General features: G+C 42.1%; 22 protein-coding genes. 11 read left to right on the top strand and 11 right to left on the bottom strand.

The genetic code is table 11. The features are described from left to right. Positions 1-26: 26 nt before the first annotated feature. From F895_RS17475 to F895_RS17490, 4 genes are read right to left on the bottom strand one after another with little or no spacing between them, the layout of a single operon-like run. Entirely contained in the window at positions 27-3,194 is a 3,168-nt protein-coding gene (locus F895_RS17475; RefSeq protein WP_005238336.1) for an efflux RND transporter permease subunit, read from the bottom strand. After that, a complete protein-coding gene (locus F895_RS17480) occupies positions 3,184-4,419 on the bottom strand; it encodes an efflux RND transporter periplasmic adaptor subunit (protein WP_005238335.1) in 1,236 nt (411 codons plus the stop codon). Before F895_RS17480 ends, F895_RS17475 begins: the two co-directional genes overlap by 11 nt. Beyond that, a complete protein-coding gene (locus F895_RS17485; RefSeq protein WP_005238334.1) occupies positions 4,419-5,837 on the bottom strand; it encodes a TolC family protein in 1,419 nt (472 codons plus the stop codon). Before F895_RS17485 ends, F895_RS17480 begins: the two co-directional genes overlap by 1 nt. Positions 5,838-5,891: 54 nt before the next feature. Continuing rightward, positions 5,892-6,272 carry a cation efflux protein, CzcI-like gene (locus F895_RS17490; protein ID WP_202948693.1) on the bottom strand — a complete coding sequence of 127 codons (381 nt, stop codon included), beginning with the start codon at positions 6,270-6,272 and terminating at the stop codon, positions 5,892-5,894. Between the two features lie 152 nt (positions 6,273-6,424). On the opposite strand from F895_RS17490, the gene F895_RS17495 reads away from it, so the two are divergent. After that, positions 6,425-7,117, top strand: a complete 693-nt coding sequence (locus F895_RS17495) for a YidX family protein (protein ID WP_005238330.1) — start codon at positions 6,425-6,427, stop codon at positions 7,115-7,117. A 307-nt stretch (positions 7,118-7,424) separates the two neighbouring features. Then, entirely contained in the window at positions 7,425-7,802 is a 378-nt protein-coding gene (locus F895_RS17500; RefSeq protein ID WP_005238327.1) for a tetratricopeptide repeat protein, read from the top strand. Positions 7,803-7,845: 43 nt separating this feature from the next. Here F895_RS17500 and ettA read toward each other — a convergent pair whose 3' ends face one another. Further along, complete coding sequence (ettA, locus tag F895_RS17505) at positions 7,846-9,507, bottom strand: energy-dependent translational throttle protein EttA (RefSeq protein ID WP_005238316.1); 1,662 nt, start codon at positions 9,505-9,507, stop codon at positions 7,846-7,848. A 301-nt stretch (positions 9,508-9,808) separates the two neighbouring features. Here ettA and F895_RS17510 point away from each other — a divergent pair, with 301 nt between their 5' ends. Then, positions 9,809-11,086 carry an O-acetylhomoserine aminocarboxypropyltransferase/cysteine synthase family protein gene (locus tag F895_RS17510; RefSeq protein ID WP_005238315.1) on the top strand — a complete coding sequence of 426 codons (1,278 nt, stop codon included), beginning with the start codon at positions 9,809-9,811 and terminating at the stop codon, positions 11,084-11,086. Positions 11,087-11,334: 248 nt separating this feature from the next. After that, positions 11,335-12,222, top strand: coding sequence for an SDR family NAD(P)-dependent oxidoreductase (locus F895_RS17515; RefSeq protein WP_005238314.1), 888 nt, complete (start codon positions 11,335-11,337; stop codon positions 12,220-12,222). A 69-nt stretch (positions 12,223-12,291) separates the two neighbouring features. Here F895_RS17515 and F895_RS17520 read toward each other — a convergent pair whose 3' ends face one another. Further along, positions 12,292-13,389: an SDR family NAD(P)-dependent oxidoreductase gene (locus tag F895_RS17520; protein WP_005238313.1), complete on the bottom strand. Its 1,098-nt coding sequence runs from the start codon at positions 13,387-13,389 to the stop codon at positions 12,292-12,294. Between the two features lie 107 nt (positions 13,390-13,496). On the opposite strand from F895_RS17520, the gene F895_RS17525 reads away from it, so the two are divergent. Together F895_RS17525 and F895_RS17530 are read left to right on the top strand one after the other, a co-directional pair. Further along, the gene (locus tag F895_RS17525; RefSeq protein WP_005238312.1) at positions 13,497-13,874 is read left to right on the top strand and encodes a MerR family DNA-binding protein; all 378 of its coding nucleotides are present in this window, start codon (positions 13,497-13,499) and stop codon (positions 13,872-13,874) included. Positions 13,875-14,373: 499 nt separating this feature from the next. Continuing rightward, positions 14,374-15,666, top strand: a complete 1,293-nt coding sequence (locus F895_RS17530) for an MFS transporter (RefSeq protein WP_005238311.1) — start codon at positions 14,374-14,376, stop codon at positions 15,664-15,666. A gap of 57 nt (positions 15,667-15,723) precedes the next feature. Here the strand turns inward: F895_RS17530 and F895_RS17535 are convergent, their stop codons facing one another. After that, positions 15,724-16,485: an HD domain-containing protein gene (locus F895_RS17535; RefSeq protein ID WP_005238310.1), complete on the bottom strand. Its 762-nt coding sequence runs from the start codon at positions 16,483-16,485 to the stop codon at positions 15,724-15,726. A gap of 399 nt (positions 16,486-16,884) precedes the next feature. Between F895_RS17535 and F895_RS17540 the strand changes: the two genes are divergently transcribed. Beyond that, on the top strand, positions 16,885-18,192 hold the full coding sequence (locus tag F895_RS17540) for a CitMHS family transporter (RefSeq protein WP_005238309.1): 1,308 nt from the start codon (positions 16,885-16,887) through the stop codon (positions 18,190-18,192). 50 nt (positions 18,193-18,242) lie between these two features. On the opposite strand, the gene F895_RS17545 is transcribed toward F895_RS17540, so the two are convergent. Then, complete coding sequence (locus F895_RS17545) at positions 18,243-19,127, bottom strand: LysR family transcriptional regulator (RefSeq protein WP_005238308.1); 885 nt, start codon at positions 19,125-19,127, stop codon at positions 18,243-18,245. 107 nt (positions 19,128-19,234) lie between these two features. Between F895_RS17545 and F895_RS17550 the strand changes: the two genes are divergently transcribed. Beyond that, positions 19,235-19,990, top strand: a complete 756-nt coding sequence (locus F895_RS17550; protein WP_010589711.1) for an SDR family oxidoreductase — start codon at positions 19,235-19,237, stop codon at positions 19,988-19,990. A 49-nt stretch (positions 19,991-20,039) separates the two neighbouring features. Here F895_RS17550 and F895_RS17555 read toward each other — a convergent pair whose 3' ends face one another. From F895_RS17555 to F895_RS17565, 3 genes are all read right to left on the bottom strand, one after another. After that, positions 20,040-20,357, bottom strand: a complete 318-nt coding sequence (locus F895_RS17555; protein WP_005238305.1) for an AzlD domain-containing protein — start codon at positions 20,355-20,357, stop codon at positions 20,040-20,042. Continuing rightward, complete coding sequence (locus tag F895_RS17560) at positions 20,354-21,067, bottom strand: AzlC family ABC transporter permease (protein ID WP_005238304.1); 714 nt, start codon at positions 21,065-21,067, stop codon at positions 20,354-20,356. The genes F895_RS17555 and F895_RS17560 overlap by 4 nt, the downstream gene beginning before the upstream one ends. 77 nt (positions 21,068-21,144) lie before the next feature. Continuing rightward, positions 21,145-21,975 carry an AraC family transcriptional regulator gene (locus tag F895_RS17565; protein WP_005238302.1) on the bottom strand — a complete coding sequence of 277 codons (831 nt, stop codon included), beginning with the start codon at positions 21,973-21,975 and terminating at the stop codon, positions 21,145-21,147. Between the two features lie 227 nt (positions 21,976-22,202). Between F895_RS17565 and F895_RS17570 the strand changes: the two genes are divergently transcribed. The 3 genes from F895_RS17570 to F895_RS17580 are packed head-to-tail and all read left to right on the top strand — an operon-like array spanning position 22,203 to position 24,998. Beyond that, positions 22,203-23,075, top strand: a complete 873-nt coding sequence (locus tag F895_RS17570; protein WP_026040121.1) for a sce7726 family protein — start codon at positions 22,203-22,205, stop codon at positions 23,073-23,075. Next, positions 23,044-23,946: a sce7725 family protein gene (locus tag F895_RS17575; protein WP_005238297.1), complete on the top strand. Its 903-nt coding sequence runs from the start codon at positions 23,044-23,046 to the stop codon at positions 23,944-23,946. Before F895_RS17570 ends, F895_RS17575 begins: the two co-directional genes overlap by 32 nt. A gap of 5 nt (positions 23,947-23,951) precedes the next feature. After that, positions 23,952-24,998: an RES family NAD+ phosphorylase gene (locus F895_RS17580; protein ID WP_005238295.1), complete on the top strand. Its 1,047-nt coding sequence runs from the start codon at positions 23,952-23,954 to the stop codon at positions 24,996-24,998. Positions 24,999-25,000 lie beyond the last annotated feature (2 nt).

Raw genomic sequence — 25,000 nt, 5'->3', positions numbered from 1 at the left:
TTCATTAAGAAGATAACATAAACGGATTAAATTGCACTTTCCTGATGTTTGCTCTGTTTCGCTTCATTCATCCAACGATATACCACGGGCAGGATCAGTAAGGTCAGCAAGGTGGATGAAATAATCCCACCAATCACCACGGTTGCCAGTGGACGCTGTACTTCTGCACCCGTACCTGTAGCGATCGCCATCGGAATAAAACCAAGCGATGCAACAAAAGCAGTCATCAGAACGGGACGTAAACGCAATATCGCGCCATGCCAGGTAGCATAATGAACATCATATTGTGCCCGCAGCTCTTTAATAAAGCTGAGCATCACCAAACCATTTAATACTGCAACACCCGAAAGGGCAATAAACCCCACCCCTGCGGACATGGACAATGGGATATCACGTAGCCACAGCGCCACCAATCCACCCGACAGCGCAAACGGTACACCACTAAACACCAACAAACTTTCTTTAAAATTGTTAAACACAGCCATCAACAGAATAAAGATCATCAACAAGGCCAATGGCACCACAATCTGCATTCTGGCTTTAGCCGAGGCAAGATTTTCAAATTGCCCACCATAACCCAGCCAATAACCGCTTGGTAATTTTTGCTGTGATAACTTCTGTTGCATCTCACCCACAAACGAGCCTAAATCGCGATCTCGAACGTTGGTGGTCACCACGACACGGCGTTTCCCATTCTCACGACTGACCTGAGCCAAGCCTAAAATGTTTTCCACTTTTGCAACGTCTTGCAATTTGATTAATCCGCCATTCGGGAGTTGGATCGGTAACATGGCCAATTGTTGTGGCGTACGCATCACATCATCTAAACGTACGACAAAATCGAAACGGCGGTCGCCCTGTAAAATCTGCCCGACACTTTGACCACCAATACTTGCAGCAACCAAATCTTGGATCGATTTCACCGACAAGCCATATTGCGCCGCCAGTGCATGGTCAATATCGACATTCAGTAACGGTAAACCGTCCGTCTGCTCGACTTTAACTTCGCTCGAACCCGTGATGGTTCTCAGGGTTTGAGCAACTTTTTCAGCCTCTTGATTCAAGACCTGCATATCATCACCAAACACCTTCACCCCAATATCACTGCGCACACCTGAAATTAATTCATTAAAACGTAGTTCAATCGGTTGTGAAAACTCACTGTTATTGCCCGGGATTTTCTCCACATAAGCCAACATTCGAGTCCGAAGGTCATCGATGGTTTCCGACTTGTCTGGCCACTGATCACGCGGCTTTAACAGCACCACAGCATCGGAAATGTTTGGTGGCATCACATCCGTTGCCACCTCTGCGGTCCCTGTCCGTGCAAAAATCGCTTTGATTTCAGGAAATTCTGCGAGTAATTGCTTCTCAACGCTTTCCTGAATTTTGAGTGACTCTTCAATCCCGGTACTCGGCGCACGCATCAACTGCAAGGCAAAGTCACCCTCACTCAGTTGTGGTGCAAACTCGCTGCCGACGCGCGAGCCGATTGCAGCAGTTAAGACTAAAATCGTGACTGCTCCTGCTATCACGACATAACGGAAAGCATAGGCTTTATCCAATAAGGCCTCATAATTGCGCTTTAATGCCGCCATCCAGCGACTTTCTTTCTCTTTCACTTCACCAGTAACAAATAAAGCCACTGCCGCAGGGACAAAGGTCACTGATAAAATAATGGCACCGATCAAGGCCAACACCACCGTCATTGCCATAGGATGGAACATTTTTGCTTCCACACCAGCCAACGCAAAGATCGGTAAATACACCACCATAATAATGATTTGTCCAAAAATCAGTGGACGTCGCGCTTGTTTCGCTGCCAAGAAAACTTCGGTGAAACGTTCAGAACGGGTCAGCAATCGCCCCTTATGATGTTGTGCTTCGGCTAGCCGTCGAATACAGTTTTCAACAATCACCACCGCACCATCGACGATAATCCCGAAATCCAGTGCCCCGAGACTCATCAGGTTGGCACTGATTTTCTGTTCCGCCATCCCCGTCAGGGTAAACAACATCGACAAAGGAATAATACAGGCGGTAATTAATGCGGCACGGAAGTTCCCCAAGAACACAAACAGAATCACAATCACCAGGATTGCACCTTCAATCAGGTTTTTGGCTACCGTTTTAATGGCCTTATCCACTAAATTACTACGGTTGTAAACAGTTTCAATCACCACCCCTTCAGGCAATGAGCGTTTGATTTCCTGCACTTTGCTGTCGAGTGCCTGAGCGATCGATTTACTGTTCTCGCCCATCATCATCATGGCAATGCCCAGTACCGTTTCTTCACCGTTATAGGTCGCACCGCCAGTTCTCAAATCATGGCCAATCGAAACGGTTGCGACATCAGCAACACGGATCGGCAAACCATTTTTGGTACTAACCGTCACGTTTTCAATATCTTGTACGGTTTTCAGCATACCTGGAATACGCACGGTGAGCTGTTGACCATTTTCTTCAATAAAACCCGCACCGCGGTTTTCATTATTTTCGGTCAGCACCGTTTGCAAATCGGATAACGGAATTTGCAGTTGTTGCAAACGTTTTAAATCAGGAGAAACCACATAGGTCTTGTTATATCCCCCGATGGTATTAATTTCTGCAACACCTGGCACTCGCTGTAATTGAGGACGAATAATCCAGTCCTGAATTTCACGCAAATCCATGGCTTGATACGGCGTCCCATCTGCTTTTTTCGCATTCGGTTCCGCCTTGACTACCCATTGATAAATCTCCCCCAGACCGGTTGAAATCGGTGACATTTGCGGGTCAATATCATCTGGCAAAGCACTCTTGGCTTCCTGCAAGCGCTGATTAATCAGCTGACGCGCCCAATAAATATCGGTCCCATCTTTAAAAATCACCGTGACTTGCGATAAGCCATAGCGTGAGATTGAGCGGGTCTGTTCCAGATTTGGAATACCAGACATGGCATTTTCAATCGGATAGGTAATCCGTTGCTCAACTTCAGGCGCAGTAAAGCCACCAGCCTGACTATTAATTTGTACCTGAACATTGGTAATGTCAGGGACGGCATCAATCGAAAGCTTCTGATAGCTATAAATCCCAACCCCGATCCATGCCACCACAAACAGCATGACCCAGATCGCATTGCGGATTGAAAACTGAATAATCCGATCAAATAGGCCTTCCGCAGGCGGAAGCCCCAAATTATCCTTAGTGTCCATGCTCGGCCTCTCCTTTCTCGATCTCAGATTTCAAAAGGAAACTGCCTTGACTAACATACTGTTGCTTTTCAGTCAGGCCAGATTGAATTTCCACCCATTGCCCATCACTTGAATAACTGCCGAGCTGAACAGGTGTTGGCGTGAAATGCATTTGGTCTTTTTCTTGCTTGGCCACAAAAACCGTGGCTTTGCCGTCGATCTGCTGAATCGCGGCTTTGGCAACCCGCAACACAGGTTTTTTATCGGTGCCATCTAGCAGCACATTCACCATTAAGTTTGGTCGTAATTCTTTGGCAGGCGTTAACACTTTGGCACGTACCTGCAAACGACCCGTTTGCGTATCTGCTGCTGTGGTTAAGGTCTGAATTTGTGCTTTAAAGCTATTATTGGTTTGCAGTGATTTAAACTCGATCTGCTGATCGGGTTGGACATTGATGTTATTCACGCTCGGTAAAATAAATTCAATCCAGAGTTGATCCAGCTGATCAATCACAAAGAGCTGCTTATCTGCAGTAATTTGCTCACCAACCACAATATCTTTCAGGCTCACCACCCCACTTAACGGTGCGGTCAAGACATAGCGCCCCTGACTGCCACTGGATGCACCCAAGGCAGATAGACGGCTTCGTGCAGCCTGTACCTGAATCTGCGCCTGACGATAGGCATTGTAGGCACGTTGATAATCCTGACGTGCCGAAACACCTTGTTCCCAGAGTTGTTTTTCACGCTGATAGTCTTGTTGGGCAAGCGTTAACGCTTGCTGCGCAATACTTAAATTGGCTTGTTGATCGACTAAATCCGGAATGAATAAGGTGGCTAACACCTGCCCTTTCTTGACCTGTTGACCCAACACTGCATTGACGCTTTCTACACGTCCAGCAAAGGTTGCTGAAACATGCGCTTGTTGATCGGTATTGGTTACCAATTTCGCAGGATAGGCAAATTGCTGACCCACCTCGCCAACACCCACCTGAGCCAGTTTAACGCCATATTCAGTCATCTGTTTAGGGCTTAGATTTAAACTGCCTTCCTCACTTGTCTTGCCATTGCCTGCCTCACCTTCTGCATGCCCTTCCTCACCCTCTGCATGACTATCGCCCGCACTAGCGGCATCACCACCAGCTTTGTTCTTGCCAGTAAAAAATAGTAATGCGCTGAGGACTAAGCCAACAATGACAACCAGAATGACCCAAAACCACTGTTTTTTAGCTTTATTTGTCGACATTATTCTGCTCCTACTACAGTGGGAAGGTTATTGGTATCTTTCCAAAGGGTTTGATTAATCTGGTTTAAAGCATCTGTTGAGCTCACAACACTTGGCTCAATACCGAGTGCTAAACTCTCCGCTTCAATTTGTTTTTGCCATGCACTTTTCAGCAATTGCACTTTATTTAAACGCTGATCTTGCAATTGCATGGTGGCTTGCTGCACATCGGTAATGGCATATTTACCCACTTTAAAACCCAGCAACATTTTTTCTTGTACGCTTTCAGACAGTGGAATTTGCCGTTGGTTGACCAAATCAAACTGTTGTTTCAAACCCATCAATTCAGCGGTAAGTGTCTGAATGGCATTTAAGTTTTGCTGTTTGTAAAACTGCTGCTGTTTGACCAGCAAATCTTGTTTGGCGTTGGCAATCCGCAGAGAATATTGCTGACGGTTAAAAATATTCAAAGGAATCTCGACACCCACTCTGAACTTGTTATCCGTGGAGTTTGTATCTGCACTTTTACTTTGCACCATGCCCAGATTGATCGTTGGATTCGGGCGGTTGGATGCTTTTAAATAATCAATATTGGCTTTTTGTCGCACAATATCGAGCTGAATTGCACGCTCAAATAAATTGTCCTGCAAATAGCTTTGCAAATCTTGTTGCTGCGGCCAAGCATTGGCCATTTCAGCGGAGTAGCGATTGTCGGTACTGCCCCACAAATTTGCCAACTGACGCTTTGCTGTGGCTAAAGCCAGTTCGGTTTGCTGAAATAAACGCTGATTCTCAATATGTGCCATTAACGTACGGTCTAAATCGACCTGTGCGATACTGCCTGCTTTCAGTCTTAAACGTGTCGCATCTAAAGTCGCCTGACTGGTTTTTAACTGTGCCTGTACCACATCATGCTCAAGCTCTAAAATCACCACTTGTGACCAAAGATATTTGACAGCGAGCTCTAGCTGCGCGTCGTAAAGCGCCTGATTAAGCCCCACTTGGGTCGCTTGCACATCGGCGAGTTTGACCGCAGCACGGCGTTGGCCAAAAACATCCAGTTTTTGCGACACACCAAATTCAAGCTCTTTATCCTTACCAGACCTGAAATCCGTTTGCTGGATAGAGACACTTGGGTTTGCCCATAAAGCGGCTTGTTTGACATTGGCCTCGGCAATCCCCTGCTGGGTTTGCCATACCCCCATGCTTGCCTGATGTTGTTTAACATCTTGCAACACTTGCTCAAAGCTCAGGTTACGTTGTACCACCTTGCTTGGTGGTTGATTGGCATCAAGCAACGTCTCTGCTGCAATGGATGGACTCAAAACGGCAGTGCTTAAGGCAATCGCGATGACTGACCACTGCAATGACAATTGAATACGATTTTTCTGCGTATGCTGCTCAATCGCATGGATACGCTGATTTAAACGAAAAGACATATAAAGCCCCGCAAAATAATAAGATTACGGTGGGCTATTTTTCGGCTACCCCACCTATAGCGGGGTCAATACAGGGGGCGGATTTAATCCGATTAAATGTGGGGACTGATATGAATTAGACCAGTAATATTTTTGTTCTGCTTTATGCATCCGCAACATGGGTTCATTCAGTTGCTGTTGAACTTCAGCCACCACCACATGGAAGCAGGAAGGTAAATGATCATGGTGATCTTGCAGACTGAGCGGCATCGGTAAGTCAGAGACATCCTGATCTACCACGACTTGCTTTTTCTCTGGTACATGATGCCCGAAATGGTTTAGGCTGCTGTACTCACTTGAGGTTTCATGCGCGCAAAACGCTGCCGCCACATTCCAGAAACTTTGGAACATGAACAGACTCAGCAAGACGGTCACGAAAACAGTTGAGCGTTGCAACAGCACACCCTTACAGTAAATTGCACAAAGGCACTATAGCAGGCTATCGCGATGTAATAAAATTACAAAACAATTTTTAGTCAATTTCTCACTGATTTAAAAAGTTTTTTCGTCGACTTTGATCACTATAATTTTTCTTTGACAGGTATTTTATGTCTAAAATCTTTCCTATTTTGCTGTTGGCTATGGGGCTCAGCCTCAGCGGATGTGCCACCACCCTTCTTTCAACAGCACTTCCCAATGAGACCAGCCGCATTCAAACCGATACTATAAAAACCGACCAGATTATTGCACTGGGGCAAGCCATTCAAAACCAGCAAAGCCAAGGACTGGTGTTTATTGGTCAGGATTTTAATTATTTAATGACGGATGGGAGTGCTGAGCTACTTAAGCTTCTGCATGCAATTCCAGCGCAACAGCGATCTTTCAGCGGCGCATCTCCTTTGCTTCTCACGATGGAAGATCCAAATCATTTTCGTGGCGTCTTACAAATTCAATATAATACCCGCATGGTTGATCTCAATCAGAAGCAAAAGGATTTATTAAAGTCTTTAGGCTTTAGACAAAATTTTGACTTGATTCAAAATCAGCAAACCGCTCCTTATCCTTATATTAATGTTTTTTTCAAAGGCCAGTTGTATCAGCGCTTGGATAGCCAAAAAATTCAGCAAAAATTAGCAGTACCATATCCTGTTCAGCTACAGCAAGAAACAACCATTACCACCAAACATCCAGTGAAACGAGCAACTCGTACGGTGTTATATCCTTTAGCCATGGTTTTTGATGTTGTAACCATTACGCCGCTATTAATCTGGTCAGATCTGCGTGGCGATTTTAATAAATAGCTGGAGGTTAATGCTAACGCTCACTTTTGAATGGTTAGCATTATCAGCTCATTCTTTAAAATACAATCATGAGCTTTATTTATTATAACTAAAAAGTCTCATTGATTTAAATCAATAAAGACCTTCTATATGAAGAAAAAGTGGATCATACTCCCTGTTCATTCTTTTTTAATATAACGGCTTAAATAAACGTGACCGTGTTTACATTTTAATCTCATTATATACATAAATAAATTAACACAAACTAATAAAAAAGATTTATATTCAAATCACAATAATGAAAAAGCTTGAACTAAAGGAGACTGCCATGAATCTAAATATCGTAAAACAACAATTGCGCTCATGTTTCCTTAGCTTTAAGGAGAATGATGCTGTTCCTGAATCAGAGCGAGAAATTAATAAAGCACAATTCTTCGAAAGTTTAGCAATCAGTGATCACTATAAAGAAGATCACTATACCATTTCCTCTAATGATCGAAATGCAATGTGGTACTTTTTACGTGCCGCACTAAGAGGTAATTCGAATGCCGCATTTAAATTAGGTGAAAGTTACTTACACGGTGAACTCGGTTTAGATAAGGACTATAAAAAAGCCCAATATTGGCTAGAAAGAGCAATGAACCAAGGCCATCCTCAGGCAAAAGATTACCTTTATACTGCATTTAGTGAACTGGCTTTTTCATAAGCTAAAAAAAACCAGCTTAAAAGCTGGTTTTTTGTTTCAGGTCTTAGCCTGTGATTTTTTTGTACTTGGTCCGTTTTTGAGCGGCATCATCACCTAAACGAGATTGGCGGTAAGCCTCATATTCTGCATAGTTACCTGTGTAGAATTCTGGCTGTTCATTCTCAAATGACAAGATATGCGTTGCAATACGGTCAAGGAACCAACGGTCATGCGATACCACCATCACAGTGCCTGGGAAGACCAGAATTGCATCCTCAAGCGCACGTAAGGTTTCGATATCCAAGTCGTTCGATGGCTCATCCAGCAAGATCACGTTTGCGCCCATCTGCAAGATCTTTGCCAGTTGTAAACGGTTACGTTCACCACCAGACAATTCACCTACACGTTTTTGCTGATCTTGACCTTTAAAGTTAAAGCGACCGATATAAGCACGTGATGCGATTTCATAATCACCAATTTTCAGGATATCTAAACCGCCAGAAACTTCTTCCCAAACCGTTTTGTTGTTATCCAAGGTGTCACGAATCTGACCGACATAAGCCACTTTAACTGACTCACCTAAAGTCACAGTCCCCGTATCCGGTTGCTGTTCGCCAGTCATCATACGGAATAAAGTGGTTTTACCCGCACCATTTGGACCAACGATACCCACAATCGCTGTAGGAGGGACAGTGAAAGTCAGGTTTTCATAAAGTAAGCGACCATCGAATGATTTACTGATCCCTTCCACTTCCACAACTTTGTTACCCAAACGTGGGCCAGGTGGAATGTAGATTTCAGATGTTTCATTACGTTGTTGGAATTCTTTAGAGTTAAGCTCTTCAAAACGTTCCATACGCGCTTTGTTTTTCTTTTGCTGACCTTTGGCATTTGAACGAACCCATTCAAGTTCTTTTTTCAATGCTTTAGCAAAAGATTCTTCTTGTTTCTGTTCCTGCTCTAAACGGGCATTTTTCTGTTCCAACCAAGAAGAATAGTTACCTTGGTAAGGAATACCATGTCCACGGTCAAGTTCAAGAATCCACTCAGCCACGTTATCCAGGAAATAACGGTCATGCGTAATCGCCACGATCGTACCTGGGAAGTCTTTCAAGAAACGCTCTAACCAAGACACGGATTCAGCATCTAAATGGTTGGTCGGTTCGTCAAGAAGTAACATGTCTGGCTTAGACAACAATAAACGGCACAATGCAACACGACGACGTTCACCACCTGAAAGCAAGGATACATCAGCGTCCCAAGCGGGTAGGTTCAATGCATCCGCAGCAATTTCAAGCTGATTGTTCAGGTTGTGGGCATCCCATGCATGGATGATCGATTCCAATTTTTCTTGCTCTTTCGCAAGTGCATCGAAATCTGCATCTGGTTCAGCATATTCAGCAAAAACCTGGTCAAGACGCGCCAAAGCATCCAGTGCTTCACGTACGCCATCTTCAACGTTACCACGAACGTCTTTGCTTGGATCAAGTGGCGGTTCTTGTTCTAAGTAGCCGATTTTGATTCCTGGTTGTGCACGTGCTTCACCTGAGAAATCTTTATCTACGCCAGCCATAATACGGAGTAAGGTTGATTTACCTGCACCGTTCAAACCAAGCACACCAATTTTTGCGCCCGGGAAAAATGATAAAGAGATGTCTTTTAAGATTTCGCGCTTCGGCGGAACCATTTTCGACACTCGGTTCATCGTATAAATATATTGGGCCACGCAGGACTCCTCAATTGAAAAACCAATACATCGCAAATAAAGCGAATAAATAATCGGGCGTATTATACGCTGAAAACCCAATCGACTTGAAGTTAAGTTAGGATTTGTTTATCTCGAACGGCAGATTTTATTTTTCAAGACATTACAGGATCGAATGATTTCACTTTTATCAAAAGATTTTCCATGAGCAGAGCACTGGCTATATCAGGAAAAACGCTATACAGCGCAAAATTTATGCACCATTTTGGATAAAATATGCGCTAGACTCGGTCAGTATTTAACTCACGTAGATGATGTAATCATGACCTATAAAGATGAAACTTTAGCCATTCATGCGGGATATTCACCAGAAGCGACCACCAAAGCCGTGGCCGTGCCGATTTATCAAACGACCTCTTATGCCTTTGATAATACGCAACATGGTGCAGATTTATTTGATCTCAAAGTACAGGGCAATATCTATACCCGAATCATGAATCCGACCACAGCCGTGCTGGAACAGCGTATTGCAGCACTGGAAGGCGGGATTGGTGCCTTGGCTTTAGCCTCTGGCATGGCTGCGATTACATATGCGATTCAAACCATTGCCGAAGCGGGTGACAATATTGCATCGGTATCGACCTTATATGGTGGTACTTATAACCTGTTTGCTCACACCTTGCCAAAGCAAGGCATTGAAGTCCGTTTCTTCGACTATCAAAACCCAGAGGCATTGCGTCAGATTATTGATGATAAAACCAAACTGGTCTTCGTTGAGTCGATCGGTAACCCACTCGGCAATATCATCGACTTAGACGTGATTGCCAAAATTGCACATGAATACGGCGTACCTGTGATTGTAGATAATACGGTGGCCACACCTGCGTTGCTCAAACCTTTTGAATTTGGTGCAGATATTGTGATTCATTCACTGACCAAATATATCGGTGGTCATGGCAACAGTATTGGTGGCGTGATTGTCGATAGTGGGAAATTCCCTTGGGGCAAATATCCTGAACGCTTTAAAGCCCTGAATACGCCAGACCCAAGCTATCACGGTGTGAATTATGTCGAAGTATTGGGTGAAGCGGCTTATATTGCACGTGCGCGCGTGGTGCCATTGCGCAATACAGGCGCCGCGATTAGCCCTCTCAGCGTATTTTTGATTCTACAAGGCCTGGAAACTTTGAACTTACGCATGGAGCGCCATACTGAAAATGCCATCAAGGTTGCTGAATATTTAAAACAGCACCCGAAAGTAAAATGGGTGAATTATGCAGGCCTCTCAGATCACCCACAGCATCATTTGGCCCAAAAATATGTGAAAGGTAAACCTTCCGCCATCCTGTCTTTCGGCGTCCAAGATGGATTGGCTGGGGGGACACGTTTTATTGATGCATTACAGCTATTTACCCGCTTAGTAAACATTGGCGATGCCAAAAGTCTGGCTTGCCATCCTGCGACGACCACCCATCGTCAACTCAATGCCGAAGAGCTAAAGTCAGCTGGGGTCAGTGAAGACCTCGTCCGCTTGTCTATTGGGATTGAGCATGTAGATGACCTGATTGCGGATCTTGAACAGGCCCTTGCACACGTTTAATTTGAATGAAATCGATTAGCCCCGGATACGGGGCTTATTTTTTATACAAATACTCAAAAATATTATTTCTTTTTCAACTATTACAACATCTTACTTTAGAGCTTTTACTCTAAAAAAACTATTATTTTTCAGATATTTACACTAGACAAACAAAAAATATCGACTATTATTAGACCAAAATAAATTGCAATGTTAATCGCAATAAGAAAGCATTGCATACAACAGCGTGATTAATGTAGGACACTTACATGAATGCAAAACTCAAAAAACTTTTTCAGCAAAAAGTCGACGGTAAAACAATCATTGTCACTGGTGCATCAAGTGGCATTGGTTTAACGGTTTCAAAATATCTTGCTCAGGCAGGTGCCCATGTCTTATTGCTCGCTCGTACGAAAGAGAAGTTAGATGAGGTCAAAGCAGAAATCGAAGCTGAAGGAGGTAAAGCCTCTGTTTTTCCATGTGATCTAAATGAAATGGAATCGATTGATGCCGTTTCAAAAGAAATTTTGGCGGCGGTAGATCATATCGATATTCTGGTCAACAACGCAGGTCGATCAATTCGTCGTGCCGTACACGAGTCAGTGGACCGCTTCCATGACTTCGAACGAACCATGCAGCTCAATTATTTCGGTGCAGTTCGTCTAGTGCTGAATATCTTACCGCATATGATGCAACGTAAAGATGGTCAGATCATTAACATCAGCTCGATTGGTGTATTGGCCAATGCAACCCGTTTCTCGGCGTATGTGGCTTCTAAAGCAGCGCTGGATGCATTTAGCCGTTGTTTGTCTGCAGAAGTTCATTCACACAAAATTGCGATCACCTCTATTTATATGCCGTTGGTCCGTACGCCAATGATCGCACCGACCAAGATTTATAAATATGTCCCGACGCTTTCTCCAGAAGAAGCAGCAGACTTGATTGCTTATGCCATCGTGAAACGTCCAAAGAAAATTGCCACCAACCTCGGCCGCCTTGCGTCAATTACATACGCCATCGCGCCTGACATCAACAATATTTTAATGTCCATTGGTTATAACTTGTTCCCAAGCTCTACCGCCTCTGTGGGTAAACAAGAGAAATTAAACCTGATCCAACGCGCCTATGCACGTTTATTTCCAGGTGAGCATTGGTAGTCTTTTGTCACCAGATTCAATAAAAAACAGCCAATCTTTTGATTGGCTGTTTTTTATTTGCAAAAGACTTTAGCTTACTTGGTTGATCCAGTCCGTAGTTTTACGGATCGCCACCTCTACATTACCGGTTGAGATCTGCCAACGCTGTTTGAACTGCTGTAAATCGGCTTGTTCTAAAGGCTCAGTTCTTAGGAAATCTAACATTTCCGTAGACATTTCTAGTTTCTTCGCCAACCATTGCCACTTTAAAATTAGTTTCAATAAACCGATCGGAACCTGCCGTGTGGGAGCCTTGACTTGCAACTGAGCAGCAATCATGCCTGTCAATTGAGGCAGGCTGAGCTGATGCTCGCTGACCACCAACATCGATTGATTCACTAAATCCTGATCCATCGATGCCTTCACCATGATCTGACACAAATCATCGACACGGATCAGAGGTAGATAATGTTGGGCTGTTGCAGGGATGGCGCTCATTTTTCCCCGCTTTAACAAATCAATCATTTGAGCGATCGGCTGATTTGTGGGTATTTCACCGGACTCCTCATCGCCAACAACTGTTGCTGGATGGATGATGGTCCAGTCAACAGATAATTGTTGCGCCTGCTGTATCCATGCAAAATGAGCTTCTACTTTCGATGCCTCATAGGCACCTAAATGCTGGTAAACTGCGAGCCAATTGGTCTTGTCAGGCCGATCAAGGCAAACTCCCGCTTGTTCTAAATGATTTTGAATCGTCAACATATAACCCGAAACATGGACAGCGCGTTTTAAATCACAATGCTGATGCACACAATCTAATAAATTCAATGCACCTTTAACATTGACAGTCCTTGCCTGCTGCATACTGAGATTCCATGCAAATAATCCACTGCTATTATATAAAGTGTTGACGGACTTTAATTTGTCCCAATCCTCGCGGCTGATGGCCAAATCCACCTGCGTTATATCACCTTGAATAAAAATCAGTTGATCCAAGGAAATACCCTTTTGACTAAGCCAATGCATAAGTATTGTTTGCTGTTTCGCCTGATTCCGAACCAAGGCAAAGACCGAGTGGCCCTGTTTCAAGAGTTCCAAAATTAAGTAACGACCAATAAATCCTGTTGCACCTGCAACCAAAGCGACTGGTTTATCTTGCTGTATTCTGAAGTTGTTATGATCCATCTCTCACGCTCTTTTGATTGAATATAGGCATAGGCTAAAGGATGGAGTACACTCAATGGTCAAGGGATTTATGCAATTACTTTTTAAAATAACAAAGGATATTCATTATGTTGATTGGACAGTTGGCAAAACAGGCCGATCTTAGTCGAGATACCATTCGCTTTTATGAAAAAATGCAGTTGATCCAGTCGATGACCTGCAATAATGGCTATAAAGATTACCCTGAACAAACCCTACAACAACTCCAATTGATTCGTACTGCTAAAAATCTAGGCTTTGCGCTGAGTGAAATTAAACAGATCTTGGCAATGACGGTACAAGATGAAATTCCTGCCGCACAGCTCCAAACAATCCTTCAGGAAAAGCTCAGCCGGATCGATGAAAAAATTGCCCAACTTGATCAAATCAAAGCAATGCTGCATAAACTGACACAAGGAGAACCATGTCCATTAAGAGCAGACTGTGCTGTTCCAGGACTCAATTAATGACCATAAAAACATGCTTGCATCTCAATAATAGCGATGTGTATAAATCAAAACTTATCCACAGCTTTGCTGCATTAAGCAGCAACTCCCCCTACTGCTTTATCCATAAGCCTATTTTCTAAATCATTCGTTTGCAGTCTGATCATCAAATCCAGCTACACTCATCCTCATGCACGGGCTTAAAGCGGAATCATAAAATTAAACTCATCTACATGCTTTCATGACAATCGACGTACATGACACCATATGCTTTACTGAAAAGAATCCCCCTCCCATAACTCAATTAATTGCTTTTTAAAAACATTAAATTCTCAATATTGACTATTTTGACATTCTTCCCCTGTTAAAGAGTCAGTAAAAAATCGTGCCTATTCTCCACATATAAAAATGTTTTCATAAAAAACATACAAAATAGTGCCATTTTCATGCTTTTTTAGCGGTATATAACATTCTGTAAAGATTCAGTTACAGAATCTTGCTTGGTTGAAAAGGAACGTATATGAGTCAGACATATAGCAAGGAAGAAAGAACAAGCCGTATCAAGGGTATTGTCGGTGCGGCATCAGGGAATCTAGTTGAATGGTTTGATTTCTATATTTATGCAGTTTTTGCGGCTTATTTTACCCATGCCTTAACTGCACCAGATATGGAACCAACCACCAAAGCCATTTATGTTTGGGGGGTGTTTGGTGCCAGCTTCTTTATGCGACCAATTGGGAGCTGGTTGTTCGGACGGATTGCTGACCGTCAGGGCCGTAAGCAGTCGATGGTCATTTCGATTTGCTTGATGGCACTCAGCTCATTCCTCTTTGCCGCTTTACCGACCTATGATCAAGTCGGAATGTGGGCACCGTTTTTACTGCTTATGGTGCGTTTATTACAGGGTCTCTCTGTCGGTGGAGAGTACGGTGCTGTGGCGACCTATATGAGTGAACTGGGTTTAAAAGGACAACGCGGCTTCTTTGCTTCCTTCCAGTATGTCACCTTGTCAGGGGGGCAATTACTGGCCAGCTTGCTGGGAGTAATCTTGCTTGGTTTCATGACTGAGCAGCAATTGAATGATGGTGGCTGGCGTATTCCATTTGTTATTGGTGGTATGGCGGCATTGCTTTCGTTAGTTGCACGAAGCCGCTTAGAAGAAACTTTATCGCATGAAGATGCTGAGCGTGAAGAATCGGGCAGCTTAATCGCTTTGCTGAAGCAGCACTGGAAAACCTTCTTATTAGTGGTGGGCTATACTTCTGCAGGTTCACTGACCTTCTATGTGGTCACCGTGTACTCAAAAACCTATCTCACCAATATCGGCATGGATGGCAAAACCGTTGGTTTCATCATGACCACTGCCTTGTTTGTGTTTATGTTGGCTCAACCGCTATTTGGTATGCTTTCTGACCGTATTGGCCGTCGTGCATCCATGCTGGCCTTCAGCTTACTCAGCGCCATCTTTATCTATCCAGTGATGGTGACGGGCATGCGTAGCTTTGCCGATTCGCCAGTCATGATCACCTTATTGTTGATTTTCCTGATGATGTTACTGAGCTTCTATACCTCGATCAGTGGTCTGGTCAAAGCTGAAATGTTTCCACCACATGTTCGTGCTTTGGGCGTTGGTTTTTCTTATGCGGTCGGTAATGCCTTGTTTGGCGGTTCTGCTCCCTCGGTGGCCTTATTGTTCAAAGATGCAGGCATAGAAAATACCTTCTTCGTCTACGTGATTATTATGCTGTTGATCTGTTTCTTCTGTAGTTGGGCAATACCGAAAAAACCTGAATATCTGGAACATGATCATTAACTCAAGCTCCAACCACTTTTGCTGTAGCAAAGGTGGTTTTTTTATATGCGGTATTCATCATGCATAAGGGTTTAACTTCACCAAGTGTTTTAAACCACTATTTACCAACATTGCGGTCCGAGATTTTGGACGTCTTTGTCCTTCCTGCTGGGTAAATTCAATCATGTTTTGACTGAAATCCAGGCGCGGATACTGCTGCTGTAATTGTTGTCTGAACAGGCTGGAAAATTCAAAACCGCGACTGCCAATCACATCACAACTGGCAGCCTGTTGCAGTAAATGTGCCTCGACCCCTTCATCCAATGCGACATAAGGATTCATATGCAGGCTGATTGCGTCAAACAATTGATCTGCGCGTAAGTCTTGCCAGCCTCGTTGAATTGACCAGTCTTTTGCAGCATATGCCCCTTGCCCGGCAAAACAGCGACAGTTTGCATGATACTGATCATATTGCTTCGTCATACCCAAATCATGCAATAAACACGAAACTGCCAATAATTCATCATCGCGTTTTAATTGTTGCATCTTGGCAAATGCAACGGCATAACACCATGTGCGCAGACAATGATTTTGCAAAGCCTCTGCGCTGCAAGATTGCATTAACTCCAATGCCTGTTGTACCTCTAAGCTATCAGGTAACTTTAGATCGTCCAGATTCAATTGAAACTGTGATGCAGGCCTTATACGGTGCGACAAGCTATACATGTTTATGCTCTGTTTGAGCACAGGCAGCAGACTATGGCGTAGTAGCGCCATGCGATCTTTTAAGGATAAATCACCCGAACTTTGCACCATCCAGGCTTGTCGGCCAATCCGCATGTTCATCTCACTGGATAAATTAGAGTATTTACTCTAATTTATCCAGTCCTCAAAAGTCAAAGTTTTAATCGCTTTTATCCTGAGCACATGTATGAGGTCGTTCATCTTGATGAAGACTATTCTTTAGCTGCCCTATTGCCTTAGGGTGATTTTATGCAAGAGTCCAAAATAGAATTAATATTTCTTTATTTATCAAGTATTTTTAAATTTCACCTACCACTATTATTTATTAAAATTTAAATGATCTGGCGATTTATTCGCCTTTTCGTTTAATTTTCCTGCTTAAATTTAAGTTTAAATTAAGTTTTTATGCATAATGGACGGCGCTTCATTTTTTTATTTTTGGTGTATTTTTAACACTTTTTTATGGCAAGAGGTTACAACTTAAGGGAGTAAATAATGCTTACGCTGATAGGTATTCTAATTATTGTGACGATTGTCGTGCTGCTCATGTCTGGTAAAACCAGTCCTATTGTAGCCATGTCGATTGTTCCACTGATTGGCGCTTTAATTGCAGGCTTTTCGATTAGCGATATTTCCGGCTTCTTTGAAGCAGGGCTATTAAAAGTCAGCAAAGTGGCCACCATGTTTTTATTTGCCATTTTGTTTTTTAGTATTTTAAAAGAGTTACATGTCTTTGATCCAATGATTCGAAGCATGGTGCGTATGACACGCGGTAATGTGGTGATTGTTGCCGTCATGACCACTTTAATTGCGGCTGTTGTGCATCTGGATGGTTCAGGTGCAGCCACTTTTCTCATCATTATTCCCGCATTACTTCCACTTTACCGCAAATTAGGGATGAGTCCTTACCTGATGCTATTGCTAATGGCAGGCAGCATGGGGGTGATGAACATGGTTCCGTGGGGTGGTCCTTTAGGACGTGCCTCAGCCGTTACAGGAATTGAAGCAGCAGAACTCTGGCGTAGCCTGATCCCGGTTCAGGTGGTTGGGGTACTCGGTATGATGGGCTTTGCTGTTCTGATGGGGCTTCGTGAAAAAAAACGGATCTTGGCCGCCCAAGCTTTCGGCACCACGCCATTTGAACAAGATTGTATGGCCGCAGATCTTGCAGAAGATACACAAGAACAAGTAAAGCCTAAAAAGTTCTGGTTTAACATTGCCTTGGTTATTCTTGCCGTGATCTGTCTTGCATTTGGTCTGTTCTCAGCCCCTTATGTCTTTATGATTGCCTTATCGCTGGTTTTACTGGTGAATTTCCCCAAACCTAGAGAGCAAATGGCTGTTATTAGCCGCCACGCGCCACAAGCACTTAGCATGGTTGCCATTATTTTTGCTGCTGGTGCCTTTTTAGGGATTCTCTCCGAATCTGGTATGTTGCAATCGATTGCACTGGATCTGATCAAGATTTTGCCAAGTACATGGGTAGGTAGTCTACATATTCTGGTGGGTATGCTCGGCGTTCCAATGGACTTATTTACCAGTACCGATGCCTACTATTTTGCTTTGCTCCCGATCGTACATGAAGTCACCTCAACAGCTGGAGTTTCTGCTCACTCGGTGGTTTATGCCATGGCTATTGGCAATAATGCGGGAACCTTCGTCAGCCCATTCTCACCCGCCACTTGGCTGGCTATGGGGCTGGCAGGAACGGATATGGGACGTCACTTACGCTATTCCTTTGGCTGGATCTGGTTATTTAGCTTTTTCACCTTGGGTGTGGGCTTCTTGCTTGGCCTGTACTAATCGTTGTAACCGTCAAAAAGCATACTCAGGTATGCTTTTTTTATGTCCGACTAAAGTTGGGCTTTTAATAATCCATCGAGCCAATCAATAAAATCTTGAAGATATTTGGGACGATATTGGCGATCCGTCAGTAAAATATTGACGGGCAACTGCAAGCTTGGAATATCCATAAATAAGCGCTGTAATTGACCTTGCTGAACATAGGCAGCTGCATCAAATTCAGGAATTTGAATGATGCCAATACCGGCTAAACCCGCTTGAATATAAGCTTCAGTATTTTCAATCAACAAGCGATACGGCAGCTTGATCCGCTGGTCCTGAAAGACCAGTTCACTGAATTCACGATAATGCTTGGCAACATGATAATCCACAGCGAAATGCTGCTGAAGCTCATCCACATGCTTTGGTTCACTAAACTCTGCCAGATATTGCGGCGAAGCCACCGTCCAGATCTGAGTGTGGGTAATGGGCCGAATCAATAAATACTCATCCTGCACCTGCCCCACACGTACCACACAATCAAGCTGTTGCTCGATCAAATTGGAGAAATCATCACTACCGTTGATCAGCACTTTGACCTTGGGATAACGCTGATAAAAAGAAAATAAATGAGGAAGGAGAATCTGGGTAACCATTCGTTTTGGCATCCCGATACTGATCGTGCCCTCTTGGCTACGTGCCTGACGTTTAAAACGATTCAACTCTTTTAACTGCGTGACCAGACGTAATGCCTCGTCATAAAATAAACTTCCTTCATGCGTTAATGCCACCTTACGGGTGGTTCGATAAAACAATAGCACTTCATATTCTTTTTCCAATGCCTGTATGGCATAGGTTACGTTCGAACGCGGCAATCCGAGTTGTACTGCAGCTTGTGCAAAAGACTGTTTCTCTGCAACCAGACAGAAAATTTTTAAACGATCAATCTTGTCCATTTTATTATTCAACTTTCTTGCACAATCAGTTCCATACTAACAACTATTTCAAACAAATAAATTTGATTAGGATGATTTTCATGCCAAAACAACATGAGAACAATCCTATGTCACAACATCAATTAAATGGAAAAACCGTCTTGATCACCGGTGGTGCTAAAAACCTTGGTGGACTAATCTCACGTAAATTTGCCGAACAAGGCGCAAATTTATTGATTCATTACAATAGTGCTGCCACGCAAGCCGACGCGGAACAAACCTTAAAAGACGTACAAGCATTTGGGGCAAAAGCGATTTTGGTCCAAGCCGATTTAGCTGACATTCAAAATATCGAACAACTCTTTATTACCGCCAAAGCCGAATTTGGTGGCATCGATATTGCTATTAATACTGTAGGGCGGGTGCTGAAAAAACCATATCTGGACACTACCGAACAAGAATTTGATGGCATGAATGACATCAACAACAAAATTGCCTATTTCTTTATTCAATCGGCTGGCCGTCATCTCAATGCGAACGGCAAAATCTGTAGTATCGTGACCAGTCTGCTTGCCGCCTATACAGGTCTTTATTCAACCTATGAAGGTCTAAAAGCACCCGTCGAGCACTATACCCGTGCTGCATCGAAAGAGTTTGGCGCGCGTGGTATCTCGGTAACCGCCGTTGCACCTGGGCCTATGGATACGCCGTTTTTCTATGGTCAGGAAGCACCTGAAGCCGTGGCTTACCATAAATCGGCGTCCGCCTTGGGTGGACTGACCAAAATCGAAGATATTGAACCTTTAGTTCGCTTTCTAGTCACAGATGGCTGGTGGATTACAGGCCAAACCATTTTCGCCAATGGCGGTTATACCACACGCTAATTTTGAGGCTCACTTCTGCTTGGGCATGGATTGCCACTGCCCAAGTCGACTAAGGCAGCCAAAAGACCAAGGCATAAAAACAGGCCAGACTGAGGAAAATTGTCAGCAAGGTATGCTTGACCTTATAAGCAATCGCAATGGTTAGAATCGTAGCCAGAAAATACGGGTTCAATAAAGTCTCACGAAAGCTACCTTGCTCATCCATAAACACAATCGGGGTCGCAATCGCGGTCAACAAACACGGTGCAGAATATTGCAACGATTGCTGAAACCATTTCGGTAGCCGTAAAGGGATATTCGGTTCCAGCAGCATATAGCGATTCATAAACACCACGATTGCCAGAACAATCAGAAGAGACCAACTCATGCTGTACGCTCCCGAAAATTCTGTAAACAGGTGGCCGTCAACATTCCAATCACGCCCGCCAAGATCGCAGCACTTTTGATGCCCAAGCTCAGGAAAACCAAGGTTAAACCCACAGAGACCAACACACCCACCAAGGTATTCAGGTTTTTAATAAAAGGAATCACAATCGCAATAAAGGTGGCAACAATAGAAAAATCCAGATGGTATTGATGCAGATTGGGCACAGAGGCCGCCAACAGGATCCCGCAAACACTAAACAGTACCCAACACAGATAGAAGCAACTGCCTGCTCCCAATAAATAGTAAATATAATGCGGCTGCTTTTTAATACTGACCGCGAACAGCTCATCCGTCAGTAAAAAGCCCAACAGTAAACGATGCTTTAATGGCTGTTTGGCAATGTCTTCACGTAAATACAGCGCATATAAATAATGCTGGGTGGTGATCAGAAATACGGAAATGATAATCGTGAGCGCGGGCGTTCCGGCCATGACCAAACCTAGCGTCATTAATTGCGCTGCACCTGCAAAAACCAAAGCGGACATGCCAATCGCTTGTGCCGTGGTGAGTTCCGCCTGTATCGCCATGGAACCCGCAAGCAAACCCCAAGGTAGAACTGCAAAGCATAGAGGCAGTATTTTAATCACACCGTTTAAAAATGCCCGAGAGGCGGTCATTGGCGTGTTATCTGTTATGGTCTCACTTAACATCAACATCACAATTTTTCATACAAGATCAGCAAACTATGCCAAAATTCGATCAATCAAAATTGTATAAAATTGCTGTTTTATTTGAGATACGCGATATATCCCCCGGGGGTAATGCCAAAAGTTTGACGAAAATGTCGGCTAAAATGACTTTGATCCGAAAAACCACATTGCTGCGACACTTCGGACAAATTCAGCCCTTGCCTTAATAGTCTTTGTGATTTCTGCAAACGTGCCTGTATCAGCCATGCATGTGGAGATAAACCCACATGTTTTTTAAATTGACGTAGAAAATGCCACTGGCTGAGATTGGCCATCGCCGCAAGTTCAGCCAAGGAAAATTCTTGTTCAGGCATACTCGCCATCAACTCTTTGATATTAAGAATGCGCTGCTTGGCGTTACTCAAATCCACGATTTGCGGTTTGACTTGGCTATACTTCGACACCAGCCATGCAATCGTAGACAAGAATAAGGTCTGCTTTAATAAGGTATTATTCTGTTGTTCCAGTAAATCAAACAGTAAACGAAATTGTTGCGCTAAACCTTCATCATGCAATACCGCTTCTCTAAACCAAGGTGCTGTGCCGTGCACGGTAGTTAAATCACGTGTCAGCTCATAAAAGACTTCAGGGGTTGGATAGATTGCGCGATAACGCCAGCCTGTTTCTACCGCCGAAGATCCGGTATGCACTTCATCGGCATTGACCAGAATAATATCGCCCTGTGGTGCCACATGATTGCCCCCTGTGCGGTAGAAGCGTTGTGCACCCTCTTCAATTACACCGATGCAAAATCCTTCATGAACATGCCGTGAAAATTCCTGCTGATAGTAGCTAGCTTTCAGCATTTCCAGACCACCCAGTTCCTCTAGGTGTAAATAATCGACTTGTTCACGAGGTCTACGCGACATCACGACCTCCTTTAAATTTTTGCATCAAATCAGGTTAACCCAATTGAATCAGATTTATAGAATAAAATTGCTGTTTGTATCTTGAGTTATATAAAACAATTTAGTAGTAATTTATGTTCAAAAAAATTTAAGTGATAAGAGGTAAAAAAATATTTTTCAGCTTTTGTTCACGTTAGATTACTAGGTACAATATGATCAATCTAATTTATATAACTTGTCTTAAGATTGTGAACACTGCAGAGAGAGAAATTGCCAAACTTTTTACAAGCAACAGTTTAAAAGCCATTGCTTCTGGTAACCTTTCATCTCTTGAAAAAGTAATAAATAACAGTACATTAAGCTCAAATATAAATATAAACAGTATCTATGATATCTATTCATCAGCATTTGACTTCTTGAGTCAGAATTATCGAAATGAATATGTCTATAAAAATTTTATTGCTCGCAAAATTTTAAGAGGCAAACACTCACTCCAGACATCCGTTTTACTTTCAGAATTCAGAGTAGGACAGAACAAAGCTGATTTAGTCTTACTAAATGGCTGCTCAACCTGTTATGAAATCAAAACAGAATATGATTCATTGCTCAGATTAGAAGACCAGCTACAGTCATATATCCAATTATTTGAAAAAGTTTACGTCGTTTGCCCTAAATCCCTACAAACAGATGTAGAAGCGATCATACCTCATAATATTGGCATCATTATTTTGAATGATAACAATACTTTACGCACTATAAAAGAAGCTATATCTAATAATATCTTTGATATTAGCCTTATGATGAAATCATTAAGAAAAGAAGAATACTTAGATATTGCTGAAAGTATATATGGTTTAAAAATTGATGTTCCTAACACTCAAGTTTTTGACCTATGCTTTAAAATTTTAAATAAATCTGATAAAGATTTTGTAAACAAGTTATTTTTAAAAACTTTAAAAAAACACAGAAAGAATAATATTGAAGCAATAAATATTCTTCCAACCCCTTTGACTAATGCTTTGATTAGCTTTAAATTCAATAAAAATGATATTAAAACCTTAATTAGCTTTTTCTCGGAGAAAGACCTCAATGTATTATCCAATTTTAAGAGGGAAACTTAATGAACTTTTAGCTATTCGGGAGCTTTCTGAACTAGGACTTAAGAACTTTGTCCCTGTTATAGAACCCGTAAAAAAAGATATCAAAGCCTTGTGTAAAACAATTGAAGTTCTAAATAAAAATGGAATCATTCCCTTTATAATTATTAATCCTATAATAGGAGACTTCAAAAAAACTCAAACAGAGTTCAATGAGCTCATAACTAAAATAGAGAATATAGAATATATACCACTCTACTCAATCAACGAAAAAACTAACTCATACAGTGATTTTTTAGGATTAAACTCTTTTGGCTTATTTATCCAAAAAGGCATTGATCAAGAACTTATAAATTTTACAAACTTATCTAAAATCAACTTTATACAGAATGATAACGGTCCACAAGTTAAAAGGCTCATACACAACAAAGTTGTATATGAAGATTTTTTTAAAAGACAATTAAGAAATGCAGACTATCCCCAAGAATCCTCATTCTCAGCCTTACATAGCTATTATAAAGACGAAAAAAATATAGGTTTTGGTGACTATACCATTACAGGCAATGATTTTGTTGAAGGTGGTGGCCCAGCTTACGTTGTAACAGTCCACGCATCTTATATTGATTCTCAAAGATTCGATGAGCTATTTATTCGCCACTATTCATCAGAAGATGATGGAACACCAACTAATCCTGGTGCTAAATTTAAGCAAGCATTAACCAAACTTATTTCTGATTTTGAGTCAAAAAGAATACTCTTCGAAGAGACCAAAGGACTACAAGAGTTTATTTTCTTACATAAAATAGGACATTTCCCAGGATTAGGCCAAGTTAAAAAAACATCAATAATGCATCATATTGAAACAATAAATATATATTTAGAATCGAAGGATTGAAGCTAGTGGTTCGAAAGTGTTGTAGTAACTGTTTTTTTGATAAAGCATTAAAATTGCAAATAAATTCAATCGGTAGAATTTCAAGGTGTCATTATTGTGGAACAAATGATGCTAGTACCATAAATATAGATCAATTATATATCCTAATTTCACCTCTTCTTGAAGTTATTGATAATTTATTCGAAGAAGATAACGATGGTTATAGTCTATTCCAGATATTATCAAATGAGTTCAAACTATTTAACATTAATACTCATGAGGAAATAATTGAGCATGCTCTACAACATAGACAAGATTTAACCCATAAAAAATATAAAAGCTTCCCAACTGATACACAGAATCAATGGGAAGCTTTTAAATATGAACTAAAACACAACAATCGTTTCTTCCCACAAATAGAAATATATAGAGATGCTTTTCTTGAAAGTGGAAATTTATTTGAGAAATTTACTGAAGTAATTGAACAGCTAAATTATGATATTACTACTTCCGACACGCTTTTTCGGGCCAGAATATCAGATAACGCACTTCATCATCCAGATATGAAGAAACCACCACTGGATAAGGTGACTATTGGACGTGCAAACCCTGATGGTATTTCTTATCTCTATACAGCAGAAAAACTTGAAACGGCTCTTACAGAAGTCCGCCCCAGTAACGGACAAACTGTTTATATTGCGTGTTTAAAAGTAAAACAAGATATCAATGTTATTAATTTATGTGATCCTAAAAAAGATATTTCGTTCATCTCTTTAAGCTCAACTGACGATTTCCATAAGATATTGAAATTAGTTAACTTATTAGATGCTTTTGCTAAAGAACTATCCTTACCAGTTTTACCTAATCGATCACATCTTGACTATATACCAACTCAATTTATTACTGAATTTTTTAAAAATTTAGGTGGAATTGATGGATTGATGTTTAATAGCTCTTTTGGTAATGGTTACAATTTAGTGATATTTGATCAAGATAAAATAGATATTCCACATGATGTGCCTATAAAGCAATTGAAAATTATGGGTATGCAACCTAATTTCACTGAATTATAAAA

It is taken from the genome of Acinetobacter sp. CIP 64.2, from assembly GCF_000369645.1.
In the GTDB taxonomy this organism is placed as follows: domain Bacteria; phylum Pseudomonadota; class Gammaproteobacteria; order Pseudomonadales; family Moraxellaceae; genus Acinetobacter.
This window is presented reverse-complemented; position numbering and strand designations above follow the sequence as displayed.